Raw genomic sequence first — 16,928 nt, 5'->3', positions numbered from 1 at the left:
GTCAGCTGTCATGCCAGGGTGGATGTACGGCACCGTGGACGCGTGCCGCGTACGGCCCACGGTTCACGACATCCCAAGGAGCCCTCATGCAAACCCGTCCCCTCGGTACCACCGGCCCCCAGGTCTCCGCCCTCGGCCTCGGCTGCATGGGCATGTCCGCGCTGTACGGCACCGCGGACCGGGCCGAATCCATCGCGACCATCCACGCCGCGCTCGAAGCGGGCGTGACCCTGCTCGACACCGGCGACTTCTACGGCATGGGCCACAACGAGATGCTGATCGGCGAGGCCCTGCGGTCCGCTCCGGCGGCGCGGCGCGAACAGGCGCTCACCAGCGTCAAGTTCGGGGCGCTGCGGGGCCCGGACGGCGAGTGGGGTGGTGTCGATGGACGACCGGCCGCGGTGAAGAACTTCGCCGCCTACTCGCTCCAGCGCCTCGGCGTGGACCACATCGACGTCTACCGGATCGCCCGGATCGACCCCGGCGTGCCGATCGAGGAGACGGTCGGCGCCATCGCGGAACTGGTGGAGAAGGGATACGTGCGGCACATCGGGCTGAGTGAGGTCGGCGCCGACACCATCCGGCGGGCCGCCGCCACCGCCCCTGTCGTGGACCTCCAGATCGAGTACTCGCTCATCTCGCGGAGCCTGGAGCAGAGCATCCTGCCGACCACCCGTGAGCTGGGCATCTCCATCACGGCGTACGGCGTGCTGTCCCGTGGTCTGATCTCCGGGCACTACACCCGCGACCGGCAGCTGGCCGCGAACGACTTCCGCTCCCACTCCCCCCGTTTCCAGGGCGAGAACCTCGACCACAACCTCGACCTCGTCGAGTCCCTGCGCAAGATCGCCGAGCAGAAGGGCGTCAGTGTCGCGCAGATCGCCATCGCCTGGGTGCTCTCACGGGGCGAGGACATCGTGCCGCTGATCGGCGCCCGCACCCGGGAGCGGCTGACCGAGTCGCTGGGCGCGCTGGACGTGACGCTGGACGACGCGGACCTGGCGGCCATCGAATCCGCGATCCCGGCCGACGCGGCGGCGGGCGACCGCTATGCGCCCGCGCAGATGTCGACGCTCGACAGCGAGCGCTGACCGGCCCTCCCGGTACGGTCTCTCTCATGGCACCGACCCCGCAGACCCTGACCGCCGAGCGCATCCTCGAAGCGACCGAGGAGGTGCTGCGCCGCCACGGCCCCGCCAAGGCGACCGTGGTGGACGTGGCCCGCGCGCTCGGAGTCAGCCACGGCAGTGTCTACCGGCACTTCAGTACGAAGGCGGCGCTGCGGGAGGCGGTGACGAAGCGCTGGCTGGACCGTACGTCCGACTCCCTCTCCGGCATCGTCGCCGAGGACCGCGACCCGGAGGCCCGGCTGCGCGACTGGTTCACCGCTCTCTTCGCGGCCAAGCGCCGCAAGGCCGGTGACGACCCCGAGCTCTTCGCCACGTACATGGTCCTGACCGAGGAGAGCGGTGGGGCGGTGGGCGAGCACCTGGCCGAACTGACAGGCCAGTTGAGGCGGATGGTCCAGGCGGGCGTCGACGCCGGCACCTTCAGCACCGACGACCCGGACGCCACCGCCCGCGCCCTCTTCCACGCCTCACGCCGCTTCCACGACCCGCGTTACGCCCCCGAGTGGGAACAGCCCGGGACAGAGGCGGAATTCGACGCCGTGGTGGACCTGCTGCTGCGGGGCCTGAAGGCCTGACGCCCGCGCCCCGCCCTGGGACCCTGTCGTCCCCGCCCTGTCGTCCCCGCCCTGCTGTCACGCCACGCAGAACTCGTTGCCTTCCGGGTCCTGCATCAACCACCAGTGGCCCGCGGGGCCCTTGTCCACCTCACGGACACGGGTCGCGCCCAGGGATTCCAGGCGGGAGACCAGCTCGTCCCGGCCGCCGGCTTCCGCGTGGATGTCGATGTGCAGGCGGTTCTTCACCGTTTTCGGCTCGGGGACGTCCTGGAACAGCAGACGACGGCCCTTGCCGATGCCGGTGAACGAGTCGTACGGGTCCTCGGGGTGGCGTACGGCCGCGTAGCCCCGGAAGGAGCGGCGGCCCTCATGCTCGGCGACCGCAGCCTCGGGGAGGTCGCCCGTTGACAGGAGATGGTCGATGAGCGCGGTCGCGTCCTCCACCTCGTACTTCAGTGCCGTGGCCCAGAAGTCCGCCATGGTCCGGGCGTCGTGGGTGTCGATGACCAGCTTCCAGTGCAGAGCGTCGTTCATGTAACTGGTTATATTGGTTACAGAGGCTCGTCGTCCACAGGTCGGGGGTTGTTGCGTGTGTCCGGGATGGTGCTGCGGTCCCACTCCGGGGTCTCGTTCCGGTTCGACCCCGGTGCGCTCTGTCTCGAACTGCTCACCACCGGAGGGCCGGGTGCCTTCCGCAGGTTCGAGGTGCTCCACGCGCCCGCCGATCTGGTCGCCTGGGCCGAGCGGTCGCGGCTCACGCCCACGCCCGCGCTGGAGGTCACGGAGCAGGACGTGGCGTACGCCCGTCGGGTCCGGGACGCGCTGTTCCGCGTAGTCGTGGCGCGGATCTGCGGCGGGTTGCCCGAGTTCGGTGTGGCGGGCGGGGGCCGTGAGGACCTCGATGTCCTCAACGAGGCGGCCGCTCATCCGCCGTTGGTCCCCGCGATCGTCGGCGACGGCGAGCGGCGTGTGTGGGCGGGAGTGGCCGTCGGGACCCAGCTCGTCTCCAGCGTCGCCCGCGATGCCGTCGAGCTGCTCACCGGGCCGTACGCCGAGCGCGTCCGCATGTGCGCCGGCGAGCGCTGCTACCTCGTCTACGTCGACACCTCACGGCCCGGACGGCGCCGCTGGTGCTCCATGGAACACTGCGGCAACCGCCACAAGGTGCGGGCCCTGCGCGCCCGCCGCGCCGAGGAAGGGCGGTGAGCGCTACGCCGTCTTGGGGTCCACCGTCGCCTGGTGCTCCTCGGCCAGGTGTTCCTCCGCCTTCAGCCACGACAGGAACTGTGCGCCCTTCCGCCAGCCGCACGTGTCGCATGCGATCGTGCGCTGCACTCCCGTGCGTTCGACCCGGACGGTGTGTTCGCGCCCGTGCTGGTCCCAGCGGGTCACCTTGCTCGTGTTGATCTCCAGCATCACATCTCCACGTCTCCACGCCTCCTGGCGACGCTCGGTGCTCCAGGGGGTGTTGAGCCTTCTGATTCCTTCTGACTCCTTCTGAATCTTTGTGCAGCAAGGAGTTTGCAGCAAGACCAACATCAACAGGGGCTCTCGGGGCGACGAGTTCGACCGCTTCTCCTAGCTGATCGTTCGCGGCAGCCGCAGGCTCAGCGCCACCGTCAGGGCGATTCCCGCCAGTTGGACCAGGAGTGTCGTCGCCAGGGCGTCGCCCATGCCCATCCCCGGGACCAGCGAAAGGAAGAGGGAGCCGAGGGTGGCCACGCCCAGGGCGAGGGCCGACTGCTGGGTGGTGATCATGACGCCGCTGCCGACTCCGGCCCGTGCGGACGGGACCTCGGAGAGGACGATCCGGAAGAGGATGGGGAGTTGGAGCGCTTGACCGGAACCCGCGATCGTCACGCCGGGCAGGAGCGGCAGCCAGGTCAGGTCCGGCCAGCTCCGCCACACGGCGAGGGCCATCAGCGCCACGCCCGCCGCCTGGATGAGCCCGCCCGCGGTCACCACGCGGGTGCCGTACCGGGCGACCAGCCGCGGACCCGCCAGCGAGACGAGGAAGAACGACACCGCCATCGGGGACAGCGCGAGACCGGCCGCGACCGGACCGAGCCGCGCGCCCTGCTGCAACGCCACCGCGATCACGAACATGAACCCGCTGAAGCCGATCGAGAACGGCACGATCATGACCAGGCCCCGGCGGAGTGACGTGAGCGCGAAGAGACTGGGCGGTACGAGGGGCGTACGGCCCAGGCGGTCCTCCCGGCGCTCGACCAAGTAGAAGGCACCGGCCGCGAACGGGAACGCGGCCAGCGCCAGCCAGGTCCACAGGGGCCAGCCCGCCGCCCGCCCCTCGGTGAGCGGCACGAGGAGGGTCAGCAGGGACACGGCCAGCAGGACCGTGCCGGGACCGTCCACGGGCTCCGGGTGCGACGAGCGGGTCTCGGGCACGGCACGCGCGGCCAGGACCAGGCCGACCACGACGACCGGCACGTTCACCAGGAACACCGCGCGCCAGTCGGTGCCAGCGATGTCGGCCGCCACCAGGACGCCGCCGAGGATCTGCCCGGCCACCATGGAGAGCCCGGCCGTCGCGCCGTACAGGCTCATCGCCCGGGCGCGGTGCGCGCCGGAGGTCGTCGCCTGGATGGTGGCGAGCACCTGCGGGAGCATCGCGGCCGCCGCCGCGCCCTGTGCGACCCGCGCCGCCACCAGCGACCAGGCGTCCGGAGCGAGCCCGCACGCCAGCGAGGTCACCCCGAAGGCGGCCATGCCCCACAGGAACAACCGGCGCCGGCCGAAGAGGTCGCCGAGCCGGCCGCCGAGGACCAGCAGAACGGCGTACGAGACGCCGTACCCGGCGACGACGAGTTCCAGGACCGCCTCGCCCGCGGAGAGGTCGCGGCCGATCGTCGGCAGGGCCACGTTCACGATGAAGAAGTCGATGAGCGGGAGCGCCGCGCCGAGCAGGACCGTGAAGAGCCCGAGACCGCCCAGCACGGACGGCGGGGCGGTGGGGGCGCGGACGGGGGTGGTGGTGAGGGAATCCGTATCGGTCACACCAAGCAGGTTCCTGCCTGGCTCAGCCTGGTACCAGAGTCTCCTTATCCTGGTAGAAGCACTACCTGGAAAACAGGTGCAACAGGGTCCGCAGGGCCGCACGCTGGAGGCATGACGACCATGGCGGTACGGGCGACCGAGGCACAACCACGCCAGGCACCACCAGGCCAAACACCACCACGCGAGGCCCGCCCACGCGAGGCACGCTCCCCGGCGGCACGCTCACCGCAGATGGGCGGGCCGGCGACGGACGAGCCTGCGACGGACGAGCCAACGACGGTACGGCCTCCTGCGGCGCAGGAGTCGGCCGTACGCCGGCACGAGCTCGCCGCGTTCCTGCGCCACCGTCGCGAGCACATCACGCCCGAGCAGGTCGGCCTGCCCCGCGGGCGGCGCCGGCGCACGCCCGGACTGCGCCGAGAGGAGGTCGCGCAGCTCTCCGCAGTCGGCGTCACCTGGTACACCTGGCTCGAACAGGCCAGGGACATCCAGGTCTCCGTGCAGGTCCTCGACGCCCTCGCCCGCACCCTGCTCCTCGACTCCAGCGAGCGCGAGCACCTGTTCAACCTGGCCGGGGCCGTGGACCCCTCGCCCGGCAAGAACTGTTCGTCGGTGACCCCGGCGCAGCGGGCCATCCTGGAGCAGATGGAGCCGTTCCCGGCCTGCCTGCAGAACAGCCGGTACGACATCCTCGCGTACAACCGCACGTACGGCCTGCTGCTCTGCGACCTCGCCGCGGTGCCGCCCGAGGACCTGAACTGCATCGTCCTCGCCTACACCCACGAGGAGTGGCGCTCGTCGATCGTGCACCTGGAGGAGACCACCCGGTTCATGGCCGCCAAGCTGCGCGCAGCTATGGCCGGTCATCTCGCCGACCCCGCCTGGAAGACGCTGCTGAACCGGCTGCACACGGAGTCCGCGGAGTTCCGCGAGGCCTGGGACCGCCACGAGGTCGTCGCGGGGGCCCGCAGCAAGCGCAAGCAGTTCGTCAACGCCCATGTCGGTCCGCTCACCCTCGACCACACCGACCTCTGGCTCGGCCCGAGCAGCGGACCACGGATGGTGACGTACGCCCCGGTCGACGAGGAGTCGCGCGAGCGGCTGGAGAAACTGCACGCCCTCGCGCTGGAGCGGGAGGCGGCCGCCCGGTGATCCCGTGGGGCGGCTGATCCCGTTGTGGCGGCGGGGCGCACTGGCGAGCTTGAGCTACGCACCTGGCGCACCTGAGCCACGCACCTGACACCCCTGAGCTACGCCCGGTCGGCGTTCGCCCCGGACACCGCTCCCGCCGTGCTCCGGACCTCGGCCGCCTCCAGGCGGTCGGCCGTGCGCTCGGCCGTCCGGCGGGCCCACCGCCCCGTCGTGAGCGCGCCCAGGACCAGTACCGCGAGGCCGCAGCCGGCGATGATCCACCAGCCGGGCCGGGCGGCCGACACGAACGTGTCCCGGTACGCCGACGAGCTCACGCCCGCCGCCAGCACCGCACCGATCACCGCGACGCCCAGCGTCTGGCCGATCTGGCGGCTGGTGGAGGCGACGGCGGCGGCGACCCCGGCCTGGGCGCGGGGCATGCCGGAGACGGCGGTGTTGGTGATGGGGGAGTTGACGAAGCCGAAGCCCACGCCGAACAGGACGAATCCGATGAAGAGTGTGACGTTCGACGTCTCGGCCTCGAAGACGGCGAAGAGCACACCGCTCGCGGTCATCGCGCACCCGGCCAGCAGGAGCGGCAGCCGTGGCCCCCGGCTGCCGACCAGCCGGCCGGACAGCGGCGCACAGGCGAAGGTCGGCACCGCCATCGGCAGCATCCACAGGCCCGCGTGCAGGGCGTCCAGACCGCGCACGTTCTGCAGGTACAGCGTCGACAGGAAGAGGAAGCCACCGAGCGCCGCGAACGCGCCGATCGCGATCACCGTCGCCCCGCTGAACGGTGCCGACCGGAAGAAACGCAGCTCGATGAGGGGTTCGGCGCGGCGCGGCTCGTACCAGAGGATGCCGATCAGGGCCACGAGCGCGAGGACCGCGAAGGGGAGGACGTGGGCGATCCCGGAGTTCGGCGCCTCGATGATCGAGTACGTGAGGGCACCGAACAGGGCGATCACCATGACCTGCCCCACCGGGTCGGGACGGCGGGCCTTCGGGGCGCGGGACTCGGGGACACAGCGCAGAGTGAGCAGGAGCGCGGCCAGCCCGACGGGCAGGTTGATCCAGAAGATCGAGCGCCAGCCGACCGACTCCACGAGCAGCCCGCCGACCAGCGGACCGGCGGCCATCGATATGCCGACGACGGCTCCCCACGCACCGATCGCGCGGGCACGCTCACGTGGGTCGGTGAAGGTGTTGGTGATGATCGACATCGCGACCGGGTTCAGCATCGAACCGCCCACCGCCTGGACCATCCGGAAGGCGACGAGGGCCTCCAGGTTCGGGGCGAGGGAGCACAGCGCCGAGCCGATGGTGAAGACGACCAGACCCGCCATGAAGACGCGCTTGCGGCCGATGCGGTCCGCGGTCGCCCCCGAGAACATCAGCAGTGAGGCGAGCACGAGCGTGTACGCGTCGATCGTCCACTGGAGCCCTGACACGCTCGCGTTCAGTTCCCGCTGCATCGACGGCAGGGCGACGTTCAGGACCGTGTTGTCGAGACTCACGATCAGCAGGCTCATGCAGCAGATCGCGAGCACCAGCAGACGCCGGCGGTGACTGAGCTCGGGCATGCGTTCCATCGTACGCCAAAATCAATAGTGCGCCTAACTAATGACTGGAGGGGGTGGCCGGAGTACGCGACAATGAGGGAATGTCCACGTCCACCGTCGCCCCCACGAGTCCCCTCCGGATCGGCCCGCACACCGTCCAGCCGCCCGTCGTGCTCGCCCCCATGGCCGGCATCACGAACGCGCCCTTCCGCACGCTGTGCCGTGAGTTCAGCGAGGGCAAAGGGCTGTACGTCAGCGAGATGATCACGACCCGGGCCCTGGTCGAGCGCAACGACAAGACCATGCAGCTGATCAGGTTCGACGCGTCGGAGACCCCGCGCTCGATCCAGCTGTACGGCGTGGACCCGGTGACCGTCGGCAAGGCCGTCCGCATGATCGCGGAGGAGGACCTCGCCGACCACATCGACCTCAACTTCGGCTGCCCGGTCCCGAAGGTGACCCGCAAGGGCGGCGGCTCGGCCCTCCCGTACAAGCGCAACCTCCTCCGCGCGATCCTCCGCGAGGCCGTGACCGGGGCCGGTGACCTCCCCGTCACGATGAAGATGCGCAAGGGCATCGACGACGACCACATCACGTACCTCGACGCCGGCCGCATCGCCGTCGAGGAGGGCGTGACGTCCATCGCCCTCCACGGCCGCACGGCCGCCCAGCACTACGGCGGCACGGCCGACTGGGACGCCATCGCCCGCCTGAAGGAGCACGTGCCCGAGATCCCCGTCCTCGGCAACGGCGACATCTGGTCGGCCGAGGACGCGCTGCGGATGGTGCGGGAGACGGGCTGCGACGGAGTGGTCGTGGGCCGCGGGTGCCTGGGGCGCCCGTGGCTGTTCGCGGACTTGGTGGCGGCCTTCGAGGGCCGTACTGGAGCCCGTGCCGGAGGCACTGATGGATACGGCGTCCGCCCGTCCCTCCGCGAGGTGGCCGACGTCATGGTCCGCCACGCCACCCTCCTCGGCGAGTGGATCGGCGACGAGTCCCGCGGCGTCATCGACTTCCGCAAGCACGTGGCCTGGTACCTGAAGGGCTTCGCGGTCGGCTCCGAGATGCGCAAGCGCCTGGCGATCACGTCCTCGCTGGACGAACTCCGCGGCGGCCTCGACGAACTGGACCTGGACCAGCCCTGGCCGACGGGCGCCGACGGCCCGCGCGGCCGCACCTCCGGCAACAACCGCGTGGTACTGCCGGACGGCTGGCTCAAGGACCCGTACGACTGCACGGGCGTGACCGAGGAAGCAGAACTGGACACGTCGGGGGGGTAATGGGCTGCGCCCCGTCAGGGGCGCGCCCGTCAGGGGCGCGGGGAACTGCGCGACAAGCCACACACAACCCGCAGCCGCGAACCGACAGCCAGTCCCGAGCTCTCATCCGCCCAACCCAGCGGAGCGCTCACGCACCCCCAACGGCCGTCAGCAATGCCAACGGCGCCGCAGCCGCCCGAGCCTCCCGCACACACGCATGCGGATAAGGAACGGGCTCCGGGTGGGTGTCCCGCCCGTACCCGGCCAGGACCTCCGGCAACCGGTGCCCGGTCGCCATCGCCGCGTCCACCAGCCCGTGCGCAACCGTCCGCGCCTCGTCGTGCAGCCCGTACCGCGCGAGCCCCAGCGCGATCAGCGCGTTGTCGTGCGGCCACACGGAACCGAGGTGGTAGGACAGCGGGTGATACGCGGGCTGCCCGGCCGCGACCGTCCGTACGCCCCACCCCGAGAAGAAGTCGGGCTCCAGCAACCGCCGCCCCACGAGTTCGCCGTACTCCTTGTCCAGCAACCCCGACCACAGCAGATGCCCCGCGTCCGACGCAAGCGCATCGACCTGGTTGCCCTCACCGTCCAAGGCCAGCGCGGCGAAGCCGTGGTCGGCCATCCAGAAGTCCCGCTGGAAGCGGTCGCGCAGATCGGCCGCCGCCTGCTCCAGCAGTGCCCCGTAGACCTCGTCCTCCCACACCGAGCGGGCGAGGTGGGCCGTGCGGCGCAGCGCGTCGTACGCATAGCCCTGGGCGCCCGCCGCCATCACCGGCCCGGAGGGACGGCTGCCGTCGGCCGAGCAGATCGCTCCCGGGGAGTCCTTCCAGTTCTGGTTCGCGAGGCCGCCCTGGTCCGCGCGGTACACCAGGTAGCCGCGGGAGGTGAGGCCGCCGTGGTCGAGCATCCAGCCGATCGCGGCACGGGCGTGGGGCTCCAGACGGCGGGCCAGGCTCACGTCGCCGGTCTGCTCGACGTACGCGCCGAGGAGGACGAGGAAGAGCGGGGTCGCGTCCACCGAGCCGTAGTACCGCCCGAACGGCACCTGGCCGAAGTGGGCCAGCTCGCCGTGCCGTACCTCGTGCACGATCTTGCCCGGCTGGGCCACCGCGTCGAGGCCGACCTCGGTGGCCTGGGTGGCGGCGAGTGCGGGGAGGGTGGCGGCCGCGAGCTCCGGGCGGTAGGGGAGGGCGAACAGCGAGGTGAGGAGCGCGTCGCGGCCGAGCAGCGTGAGGAACCAGGGGACTCCGGCCGCCGGGACGCGCAGTTCCTCCCCGTCCGGGCCCGTCGCGGGGACCTGGAGCACGGCGAGGTCGCTGAGCCCGCGCGCACACGCCGCCGCCAGCTCCGGCCAGCTCGTCGGGAAGGGCACGCCCTCCGCGAACTCGCCCTCCAGGGCGAGGAGTTGCTCGGTGGCGATGGCGGGGGAGGACGGAACCTCGGGTGCGCGGGGGGTGCCGTGCGGGCGTGCGGCCACCTGGAGTGTCAGCTCCGCCGAGCCGTGGGGCTCCAGGTCGAGGGCCCAGACGAGGCGGCGGGCGCCCGTGCCCGTCTCCTCCACGCCGTCGGGCGCGGGCTCGGACGTGACCGTCGTACAGGAGTGCCACTCGCCGCGCCGGTAGCTGAACTCCACGCCGTCGTCGAGGACCGTGCGGGAGCGCACGGCGCCGGTCTTGGTGTACGTGCGGTGGTCGGAGCGCAGTTCGAACTGGTCCGTGAAGTCGGCGTCCGCGGTGACCGCGATATGGACCGTCGTCGGCACCGGGCGGTTGCTGGTGACGCGCAGCGACTCCACTAACGCGCCGTCGGTGACGGCCTGTTCCCGGAAGAGCGTGTACGCCGGCGGTTCCTGGCGGCCGCCGCGCGGTACGAGGACGCAGCGCGCGGTGTCGCCGTCGGCGACCGGGGTGAGCGTCTCGGGTACGGCGCCGTCGACGGTGAGCTGCCAGCGGCTGAGGTGGCGGGCGTCCCGTACGAACAGCCCGTCCGGGGGGTTGCCGCCGCGTACCCCGCTGATGTCGCCGCCGTCGCCCACGGCCGCGAACGTCCTGCCGCGTACGAGCAGATGCTGCCGGTCCGTCATCCCCGGTCCCCTCGTTTGTCCCTCATGCCGTCCATGTCGTCCATGCCGTCCGTGCGGTCCATGTCGTTCATGCCGAACGTGCCGATGCCCACGGGGGTCACGCCGTGCCCCGGGGGCTGGTGGAGCAGGTCGAGCGTGAGTGCGGCCGTCCAGCTGAAGTCGCCCGACCCGCAGGCCTCGCCGGTGTACGGGTCGACGTACTCCGCGAACCCGGATGTCCCGGCGATGCTCAGGAAATCCTCCCGCAGCACGTCGGCCCGTTCCCGCTCACCGTGCAGCCGCAGCCCGCGCTCGATCAGCCAGGCCGTGTTGAACCAGGCCGGCCCGCGCCAGTACCGGTGCGGGTCGAAGGCCTCACCGGTGAGGTCGTAACTCGGTACGAGACGGGCGGCCCCGCCGAGCCCGAAGTGCGGTCCGCTCGCCGTGCGGAGCAGGGTGTCGGTGATGTCACGCGACAGGGTCGGCAGCAGCAGGGGGACCAGCCCGGAGACACCGCGCTCGGGGATCAGTCCGCCGCCGCGCACGTCCCGGCAGAAGAACATGCCCTCCGCCGGGTCCCACAGCCGGTCCACCAGGGCGGCCGTCAGCCGCTCCGCGCGCGCGTGCCGGGCCGTGCCCGTGGCGCCGAGCTCCTTCGCGATCCGGGCGAGTGCGTGCTCCGAGGCGATCAGCAGCGCGTTGAACGCCGGGTCCTCGACGGCGAAGCTCCCGCGGCCGTCGGCATAGGCGCCGTCCCGGTAGTCCGTCGCCAGACGCACGTACCGCCCGTAGTCCAGGTCCGTCGGCCGGTCCTCGGGTGCGCCGTGGTCGAGGTCGGCGCGGCGGAAGGAGCGGGCCGGGGCCGGGGTGACGCGGGCGAGCGGGGCGTCCCAGCACGGGGAGTTGTCCATGCCCTGCTCCCAGGGGTGGACGACCGAGGCGAGGCCGCCTCCGCCGAGGTCACGGCGGTGCAGCAGATAGCGGTGCCAGGCGGCCAGGCGCGGGTACAGCCGGGGCAGGAAGCCGCGCGCCCGGGACAGTCCGGGGTCGGCCTGGTGGACCAGCCATGCGGCGAGCGCGTGCACCGGTGGCTGCACGATGCCCGAGGTCTGTACGGTGCGCGGGGCGCCCGCGGCGTGCCCCGCGGTCGAGGAACGCCAGAAGTCGGGGCTCGGGAAGTACGCGTCGAGCGGTACGGAGGGGTTGAAGACGATGTGCGGGATCCGGCCGTCGCCCCACTGGGCGCCGAGCAGCGTCTCCAGCTCCGTCTGCGCCCGTAACGGCGACAGGTGCCGCAGCCCGATGGCGATGAACGCCGAGTCCCACGACCACTGGTGCGGATACAGCCCCCGCGACGGCACGGTCGACGTCCCCGTCCAGTTGTCCTCCAGCACCCGGGCGGCCCTGCGGTGCAGGCAACCGGCCGGCGCCGCCGGATCGTATACATCGGCTCCGACGTGCGCGATCCCGTCCGGACCGGGCCCGATTCCACGCGGCTCGGCCGGCTTGCCCGGCTCGGCCGCCGGAGGTGGGGCCGGGGTGCGGAGTGGGCCCGTGCGGTCCCGCAGTTGGGCGGTGAGCTGGGTTGTGCGGTCCACGCAGGGCCCCCCGAGGACGTCGAGCCGACCGGTTCGGCAGTGGCTACCGTAGAGTTACGTCTATTTAACACGCAAAACTCAATATGTAATGCAAGGTTGGTGAACGCAAGGGGGTGCGCATGAATGGAAGGGCTCTGAAGGCGGGCGGTCATGCCGGTGCCGGAGATCTGCTCGAACTGGTCCGCAGTGGGCGGGCCACCACCCGTGGCGCGCTCCAGCAGGCCACGGGCCTGTCCCGGGCCACGGTCGGCCAGCGCCTCGACCGGCTGTTCCGGGCGGGCTGGCTGCGCGAGGGGGCCGGCGGTCCGGTGGACTCCCCGCTCGGCGGACGCCCCTCCATCACCCTGGAGTTCGACGCCTCCCACGCCGTCGTGCTCGCCGCCGACCTCGACACCCGTCACGCCGGCGCGGCGGTACTCTCGCTCACCGGCGAGATCCAGGCCGAGCACACGGGCACCCTGGTCATAGACGACGGCCCCGAGGCCGTACTGGACGAACTCGGCCGCTGGTTCGCCGAGTTGCTCCAGAAGGCGGGGCGGCAGGCGGACGCGGTGTGCGGCATCGGGCTGGCGGTCCCCGGCCCGGTCGACAGCGACACCGGCCGTGTCGTCCAGCCGCCGATCATGCCGGGCTGGGACGGCTACGACGTCAGAGGCCGCCTGGCCCGCGCCTTCGCCGAGCACGCGGGTGGCCGAGCGGACACGGTCGTCCTCGTCGACAACGACGCCAACCTCATGGCGTACGGCGAACAGCGCTCCGGTTACCCGGACTGCGCGGCCTTCGCCCTCGTCAAGGTGTCCACGGGTATCGGCGCCGGAGTGGTCGTCCGGGGGGCGATCTACCGCGGGATCGACGGCGGTGCCGGGGACATAGGGCACATCCGGGTTCCGGAGGGTGCGGACGCGCTGTGCAGATGCGGCTCGTACGGCTGTCTGGCCGCCGTGGCGAGCGGTGGCGCCGTGGCCCGGAAGCTGGCCGAGGCGGGTGTTCCGGCCGCCTCGGGCTCGGACGTGCGGGACCTGCTGGTCTCGGGTCACCCCGAGGCGATGGCGCTGGCGCGGGAGGCCGGGCGCCACGTCGGCGACGTACTGGCGACGGTGGTGACGCTGCTGAACCCCGGTGTCCTGATGATCGCCGGGGATCTGGCCGGTATCCCCTTCCTCACCGGGGTGCGTGAGCTGCTGTACCAGCGGGCGCTGCCCCGCTCCACCGCCCACCTCGACGTGGTGACCTCACGGCTGGGGAGCGGGCGGGCCTGGTGGGGGCGGGCGCGCTGGTCGTGGAGCACCTGTACGCGCCGGAGCGCGTGGAGGAGCGGCTGGCCGCGCTGGGCGTGTGACGGGCCTGGGCGTGAGGCGGCCGTGGGCGTGTGACGGGCGTGTTTCCGACTGTGTCCGGGGCTGTCTCCCGGTCCGCATGCTGAAATCCGGGCACCCCGAACGGCGTGATTCTCGCCACCCCTGATAGGGGCTGCGCTCAGATGAGCGAATCGTGGGCGGGTTCCGCTTCTTCAAAGGGTGGCACTGAGTGCCACCCTTTGATCGTTCATCAGGTAAACTCAGACGTAAGGATTGCTGCTCATCTGAGCGATAGGCGGGGTGGGTGGGTGATCTCCCGTTCAAGAACTGAACACATGGTGTCGCCTTTCCTTGCCAAGCCTTGACTTTCGATCCAGCGGCGGACGGGTGGTTACAGGCGCATGACGCGCAAGTGGACGTACCCAGGTACCTTCGATCTGGGTATGTTCCTCGCCGTCAGGGCAGCCACCGCGTCCTCGGAGGAGTTGGGACCCGTGTCGGAAAACAAAGAACCCCACGCAGGCCGCACGGCTCAGAGCGTTGAGAGCGTGAAGTTCGTTTATGACTTCACCGAGGGCAACAAGGACCTCAAGGACCTCCTCGGCGGAAAGGGCGCGAACCTCGCCGAGATGACCAACCTCGGCCTCCCCGTCCCTCCCGGCTTCACCATCACCACCGAGGCCTGCAAGGTCTACCTCGACAGTGGCGAGGAGCCGGTGGCACTGCGTGACGAGGTCAGCTCGCACCTCGCCGCCCTCGAAAAGACCATGGGCAAGAAGCTCGGCCAGCCCGACAACCCGCTCCTCGTGTCGGTCCGTTCCGGGGCGAAGTTCTCCATGCCCGGCATGATGGACACCGTCCTCAACATCGGCCTCTCCGACAAGTCCGTCCAGGGACTGGCCAAGCAGGCCGGCGACGAGCGCTTCGCGTGGGACTCCTACCGCCGCCTCATCCAGATGTTCGGCAAGACGGTCCTCGGCGTCGACGGCGACCTCTTCGAGGACGCCCTGGAGGAGGCCAAGAAGGCCAAGAAGGTCGCGGTCGACACGGAGCTGGAGGCCGCGGACCTGAAGAAGCTGGTCACCAAGTTCAAGAAGATCGTCAAGGCCGAGGCCGGCCGGGACTTCCCGCAGGACCCGCGCGAGCAGATGGACCTCGCCATCAAGGCGGTCTTCGACTCCTGGAACGGCGACCGCGCGAAGCTCTACCGCCGCCAGGAACGCATCCCGCACGACCTCGGCACGGCCGTCAACATCTGCTCGATGGTCTTCGGCAACCTGGGCCCGGACTCGGGCACGGGCGTCGCGTTCACCCGCGACCCCGCGAGCGGCCACCAGGGCGTGTACGGCGACTACCTGCAGAACGCGCAGGGCGAGGACGTGGTCGCGGGCATCCGCAACACCGTCGCGCTCGCCGAGCTGGAGAAGATCGACAAGAAGTCGTACGACCAGCTCATGCAGATCATGGAGACCCTGGAGAACCACTACAAGGATCTCTGCGACATCGAGTTCACCATCGAGCGCGGCCAGCTCTGGATGCTCCAGACACGCGTCGGCAAACGCACGGCGGGCGCCGCCTTCCGGATCGCGACCCAGCTGGTCGACCAGGGCCTGATCGACGAGGCGGAAGCACTCCAGCGCGTCAACGGCGCCCAGCTCGCCCAGCTGATGTTCCCGCGCTTCGACGAGCAGGCGAAGGTCGAGCAGGTCGGCCGTGGGATCGCCGCCTCTCCGGGCGCGGCGGTCGGCAAGGCGGTCTTCGACTCGTACACCGCCGTGAAGTGGTCCCGCTCCGGCGAGAAGGTCATCCTGATCCGCCGCGAGACGAACCCCGACGACCTGGACGGCATGATCGCGGCCGAGGGCATCCTGACCTCGCGCGGCGGCAAGACCTCCCACGCCGCCGTGGTGGCCCGCGGCATGGGCAAGACGTGCGTGTGCGGCGCCGAGGAGCTGGAGGTCGACACCAAGCGCCGCCGGATGACGGTGCCCGGCGGGCACGTCGTCGAGGAAGGCGACCTGATCTCCATCGACGGCTCCAGCGGCAAGGTGTACCTGGGCGAGGTACCGGTCGTCCCGTCCCCCGTCGTCGAGTACTTCGAGGGCCGGATGCACGCGGGCGCCGACGACGCCGACGAACTGGTGGAGGCGGTCCACCGCATCATGGCCTTCGCCGACCGCAAGCGGCGCCTGCGCGTCCGTGCCAACGCGGACAACGCCGAGGACGCGCTGCGGGCCCGCCGTTTCGGCGCCCAGGGCATCGGCCTGTGCCGTACGGAGCACATGTTCCTCGGCGACCGCCGCGAACTCGTCGAACGCCTGATCCTGGCGGACACCGAAGTGGACCGCGAGGAGTCCCTGAAGCAACTGCTCCCGCTCCAGAAGCAGGACTTCGTGGAACTCTTCGAGGCGATGGACGGCCTGCCGGTCACGATCCGCCTCCTGGACCCGCCGCTGCACGAGTTCCTGCCCGACATCACCGAGCTGTCGGTACGGGTGGCGCTGGCCGAGTCGCGCAAGGAACCGCACGAGAACGAGCTGCGCCTGCTCCAGGCCGTGCACCGCCTGCACGAGCAGAACCCGATGCTGGGCCTGCGCGGTGTGCGCCTCGGCCTGGTCATCCCCGGACTGTTCACCATGCAGGTACGGGCGATCGCCGAGGCGGCGGCCGAGCGCCGGGCGGCCAAGGGCGACCCGCGCGCCGAGATCATGATCCCGCTGGTGGGCACCGTCCAGGAGCTGGAGATCGTCCGCGACGAGGCCGACCACGTCGTCGCGGAGGTCGAGGCGGCGACCGGCACGGAACTGAAGCTCGCCATCGGCACGATGATCGAGCTGCCACGGGCCGCCCTGACGGCAGCCCAGATCGCGGAGGCGGCGGAGTTCTTCAGCTTCGGCACCAACGACCTGACCCAGACGGTGTGGGGCTTCAGCCGCGACGACGTCGAGGCCTCGTTCTTCACCGCGTACCTGGAGAAGGGCATCTTCGGGGTCTCGCCCTTCGAGACGATCGACAAGGACGGCGTGGGCTCCCTGGTGAAGGCCGCAGCCCAGGCCGGCCGCGCGACCCGTCCCGACCTCAAGCTCGGCGTCTGCGGCGAACACGGCGGCGACCCCGAGTCGGTCCACTTCTTCCACGAGGTCGGACTGGACTACGTCTCCTGCTCGCCGTTCCGCATCCCGGTGGCGCGCCTGGAGGCGGGCCGGGCGGCCTCGCAGTCGGCTGGCAGCGACCACCGCTGAGGCGGCGCGGCGACAGTCGCGCCCGCCTCCCCTGACCCCGGAGCCGCCGTCGGTCCCCGACCCTCACC

General features: G+C 71.1%; 12 protein-coding genes and 1 pseudogene. 7 read left to right on the top strand and 6 right to left on the bottom strand.

Going from position 1 to position 16,928, the window contains the following annotated elements; translation table 11 throughout:
• Positions 1 to 86: 86 nt before the first annotated feature.
• Together E0500_RS00755 and E0500_RS00750 are read left to right on the top strand one after the other, a co-directional pair.
• Positions 87 to 1,091, top strand: a complete 1,005-nt coding sequence (locus E0500_RS00755) for an aldo/keto reductase (RefSeq protein ID WP_131570214.1) — start codon at positions 87 to 89, stop codon at positions 1,089 to 1,091.
• Positions 1,092 to 1,117: 26 nt separating this feature from the next.
• Positions 1,118 to 1,705, top strand: coding sequence for a TetR family transcriptional regulator (locus E0500_RS00750; RefSeq protein ID WP_131570216.1), 588 nt, complete (start codon positions 1,118 to 1,120; stop codon positions 1,703 to 1,705).
• 57 nt (positions 1,706 to 1,762) lie between these two features.
• Here the strand turns inward: E0500_RS00750 and E0500_RS00745 are convergent, their stop codons facing one another.
• Complete coding sequence (locus tag E0500_RS00745; protein WP_131570218.1) at positions 1,763 to 2,221, bottom strand: VOC family protein; 459 nt, start codon at positions 2,219 to 2,221, stop codon at positions 1,763 to 1,765.
• 66 nt (positions 2,222 to 2,287) lie between these two features.
• Here E0500_RS00745 and E0500_RS00740 point away from each other — a divergent pair, with 66 nt between their 5' ends.
• Complete coding sequence (locus E0500_RS00740; RefSeq protein ID WP_181587202.1) at positions 2,288 to 2,893, top strand: ABATE domain-containing protein; 606 nt, start codon at positions 2,288 to 2,290, stop codon at positions 2,891 to 2,893.
• A gap of 3 nt (positions 2,894 to 2,896) precedes the next feature.
• Here the strand turns inward: E0500_RS00740 and E0500_RS00735 are convergent, their stop codons facing one another.
• On the bottom strand, positions 2,897 to 3,103 hold the full coding sequence (locus tag E0500_RS00735) for a hypothetical protein (protein WP_131570222.1): 207 nt from the start codon (positions 3,101 to 3,103) through the stop codon (positions 2,897 to 2,899).
• Between the two features lie 162 nt (positions 3,104 to 3,265).
• Positions 3,266 to 4,702: an MFS transporter gene (locus E0500_RS00730; protein WP_309504763.1), complete on the bottom strand. Its 1,437-nt coding sequence runs from the start codon at positions 4,700 to 4,702 to the stop codon at positions 3,266 to 3,268.
• Between the two features lie 111 nt (positions 4,703 to 4,813).
• Between E0500_RS00730 and E0500_RS00725 the strand changes: the two genes are divergently transcribed.
• Positions 4,814 to 5,854, top strand: a complete 1,041-nt coding sequence (locus E0500_RS00725) for a helix-turn-helix transcriptional regulator (RefSeq protein ID WP_258572579.1) — start codon at positions 4,814 to 4,816, stop codon at positions 5,852 to 5,854.
• Between the two features lie 98 nt (positions 5,855 to 5,952).
• Here the strand turns inward: E0500_RS00725 and E0500_RS00720 are convergent, their stop codons facing one another.
• Positions 5,953 to 7,419 (bottom strand): MFS transporter, encoded by a 1,467-nt coding sequence (locus E0500_RS00720; RefSeq protein WP_131568093.1) that lies wholly within the window; start codon positions 7,417 to 7,419, stop codon positions 5,953 to 5,955.
• An 80-nt stretch (positions 7,420 to 7,499) separates the two neighbouring features.
• Between E0500_RS00720 and dusB the strand changes: the two genes are divergently transcribed.
• Positions 7,500 to 8,678 carry a tRNA dihydrouridine synthase DusB gene (gene dusB / locus E0500_RS00715; protein ID WP_131568095.1) on the top strand — a complete coding sequence of 393 codons (1,179 nt, stop codon included), beginning with the start codon at positions 7,500 to 7,502 and terminating at the stop codon, positions 8,676 to 8,678.
• A 127-nt stretch (positions 8,679 to 8,805) separates the two neighbouring features.
• Here the strand turns inward: dusB and E0500_RS00710 are convergent, their stop codons facing one another.
• Both E0500_RS00710 and E0500_RS00705 read right to left on the bottom strand, forming a co-directional pair.
• Positions 8,806 to 10,743, bottom strand: a complete 1,938-nt coding sequence (locus tag E0500_RS00710) for a glycogen debranching N-terminal domain-containing protein (RefSeq protein ID WP_131568097.1) — start codon at positions 10,741 to 10,743, stop codon at positions 8,806 to 8,808.
• Positions 10,740 to 12,320 (bottom strand): amylo-alpha-1,6-glucosidase, encoded by a 1,581-nt coding sequence (locus E0500_RS00705; protein WP_399118325.1) that lies wholly within the window; start codon positions 12,318 to 12,320, stop codon positions 10,740 to 10,742. Before E0500_RS00705 ends, E0500_RS00710 begins: the two co-directional genes overlap by 4 nt.
• Before the next feature lie 119 nt (positions 12,321 to 12,439).
• On the opposite strand from E0500_RS00705, the pseudogene E0500_RS00700 reads away from it, so the two are divergent.
• Together E0500_RS00700 and ppdK are read left to right on the top strand one after the other, a co-directional pair.
• Positions 12,440 to 13,659, top strand: a pseudogene (locus E0500_RS00700) (ROK family protein).
• Positions 13,660 to 14,112: 453 nt separating this feature from the next.
• Positions 14,113 to 16,860 (top strand): pyruvate, phosphate dikinase, encoded by a 2,748-nt coding sequence (gene ppdK / locus E0500_RS00695; RefSeq protein WP_399118323.1) that lies wholly within the window; start codon positions 14,113 to 14,115, stop codon positions 16,858 to 16,860.
• Positions 16,861 to 16,928 lie beyond the last annotated feature (68 nt).

It is taken from the genome of Streptomyces sp. KM273126 (assembly GCF_004337435.2).
Taxonomy (GTDB): Bacteria; Actinomycetota; Actinomycetes; order Streptomycetales; family Streptomycetaceae; genus Streptomyces; species Streptomyces acidicola.
This window is presented reverse-complemented; position numbering and strand designations above follow the sequence as displayed.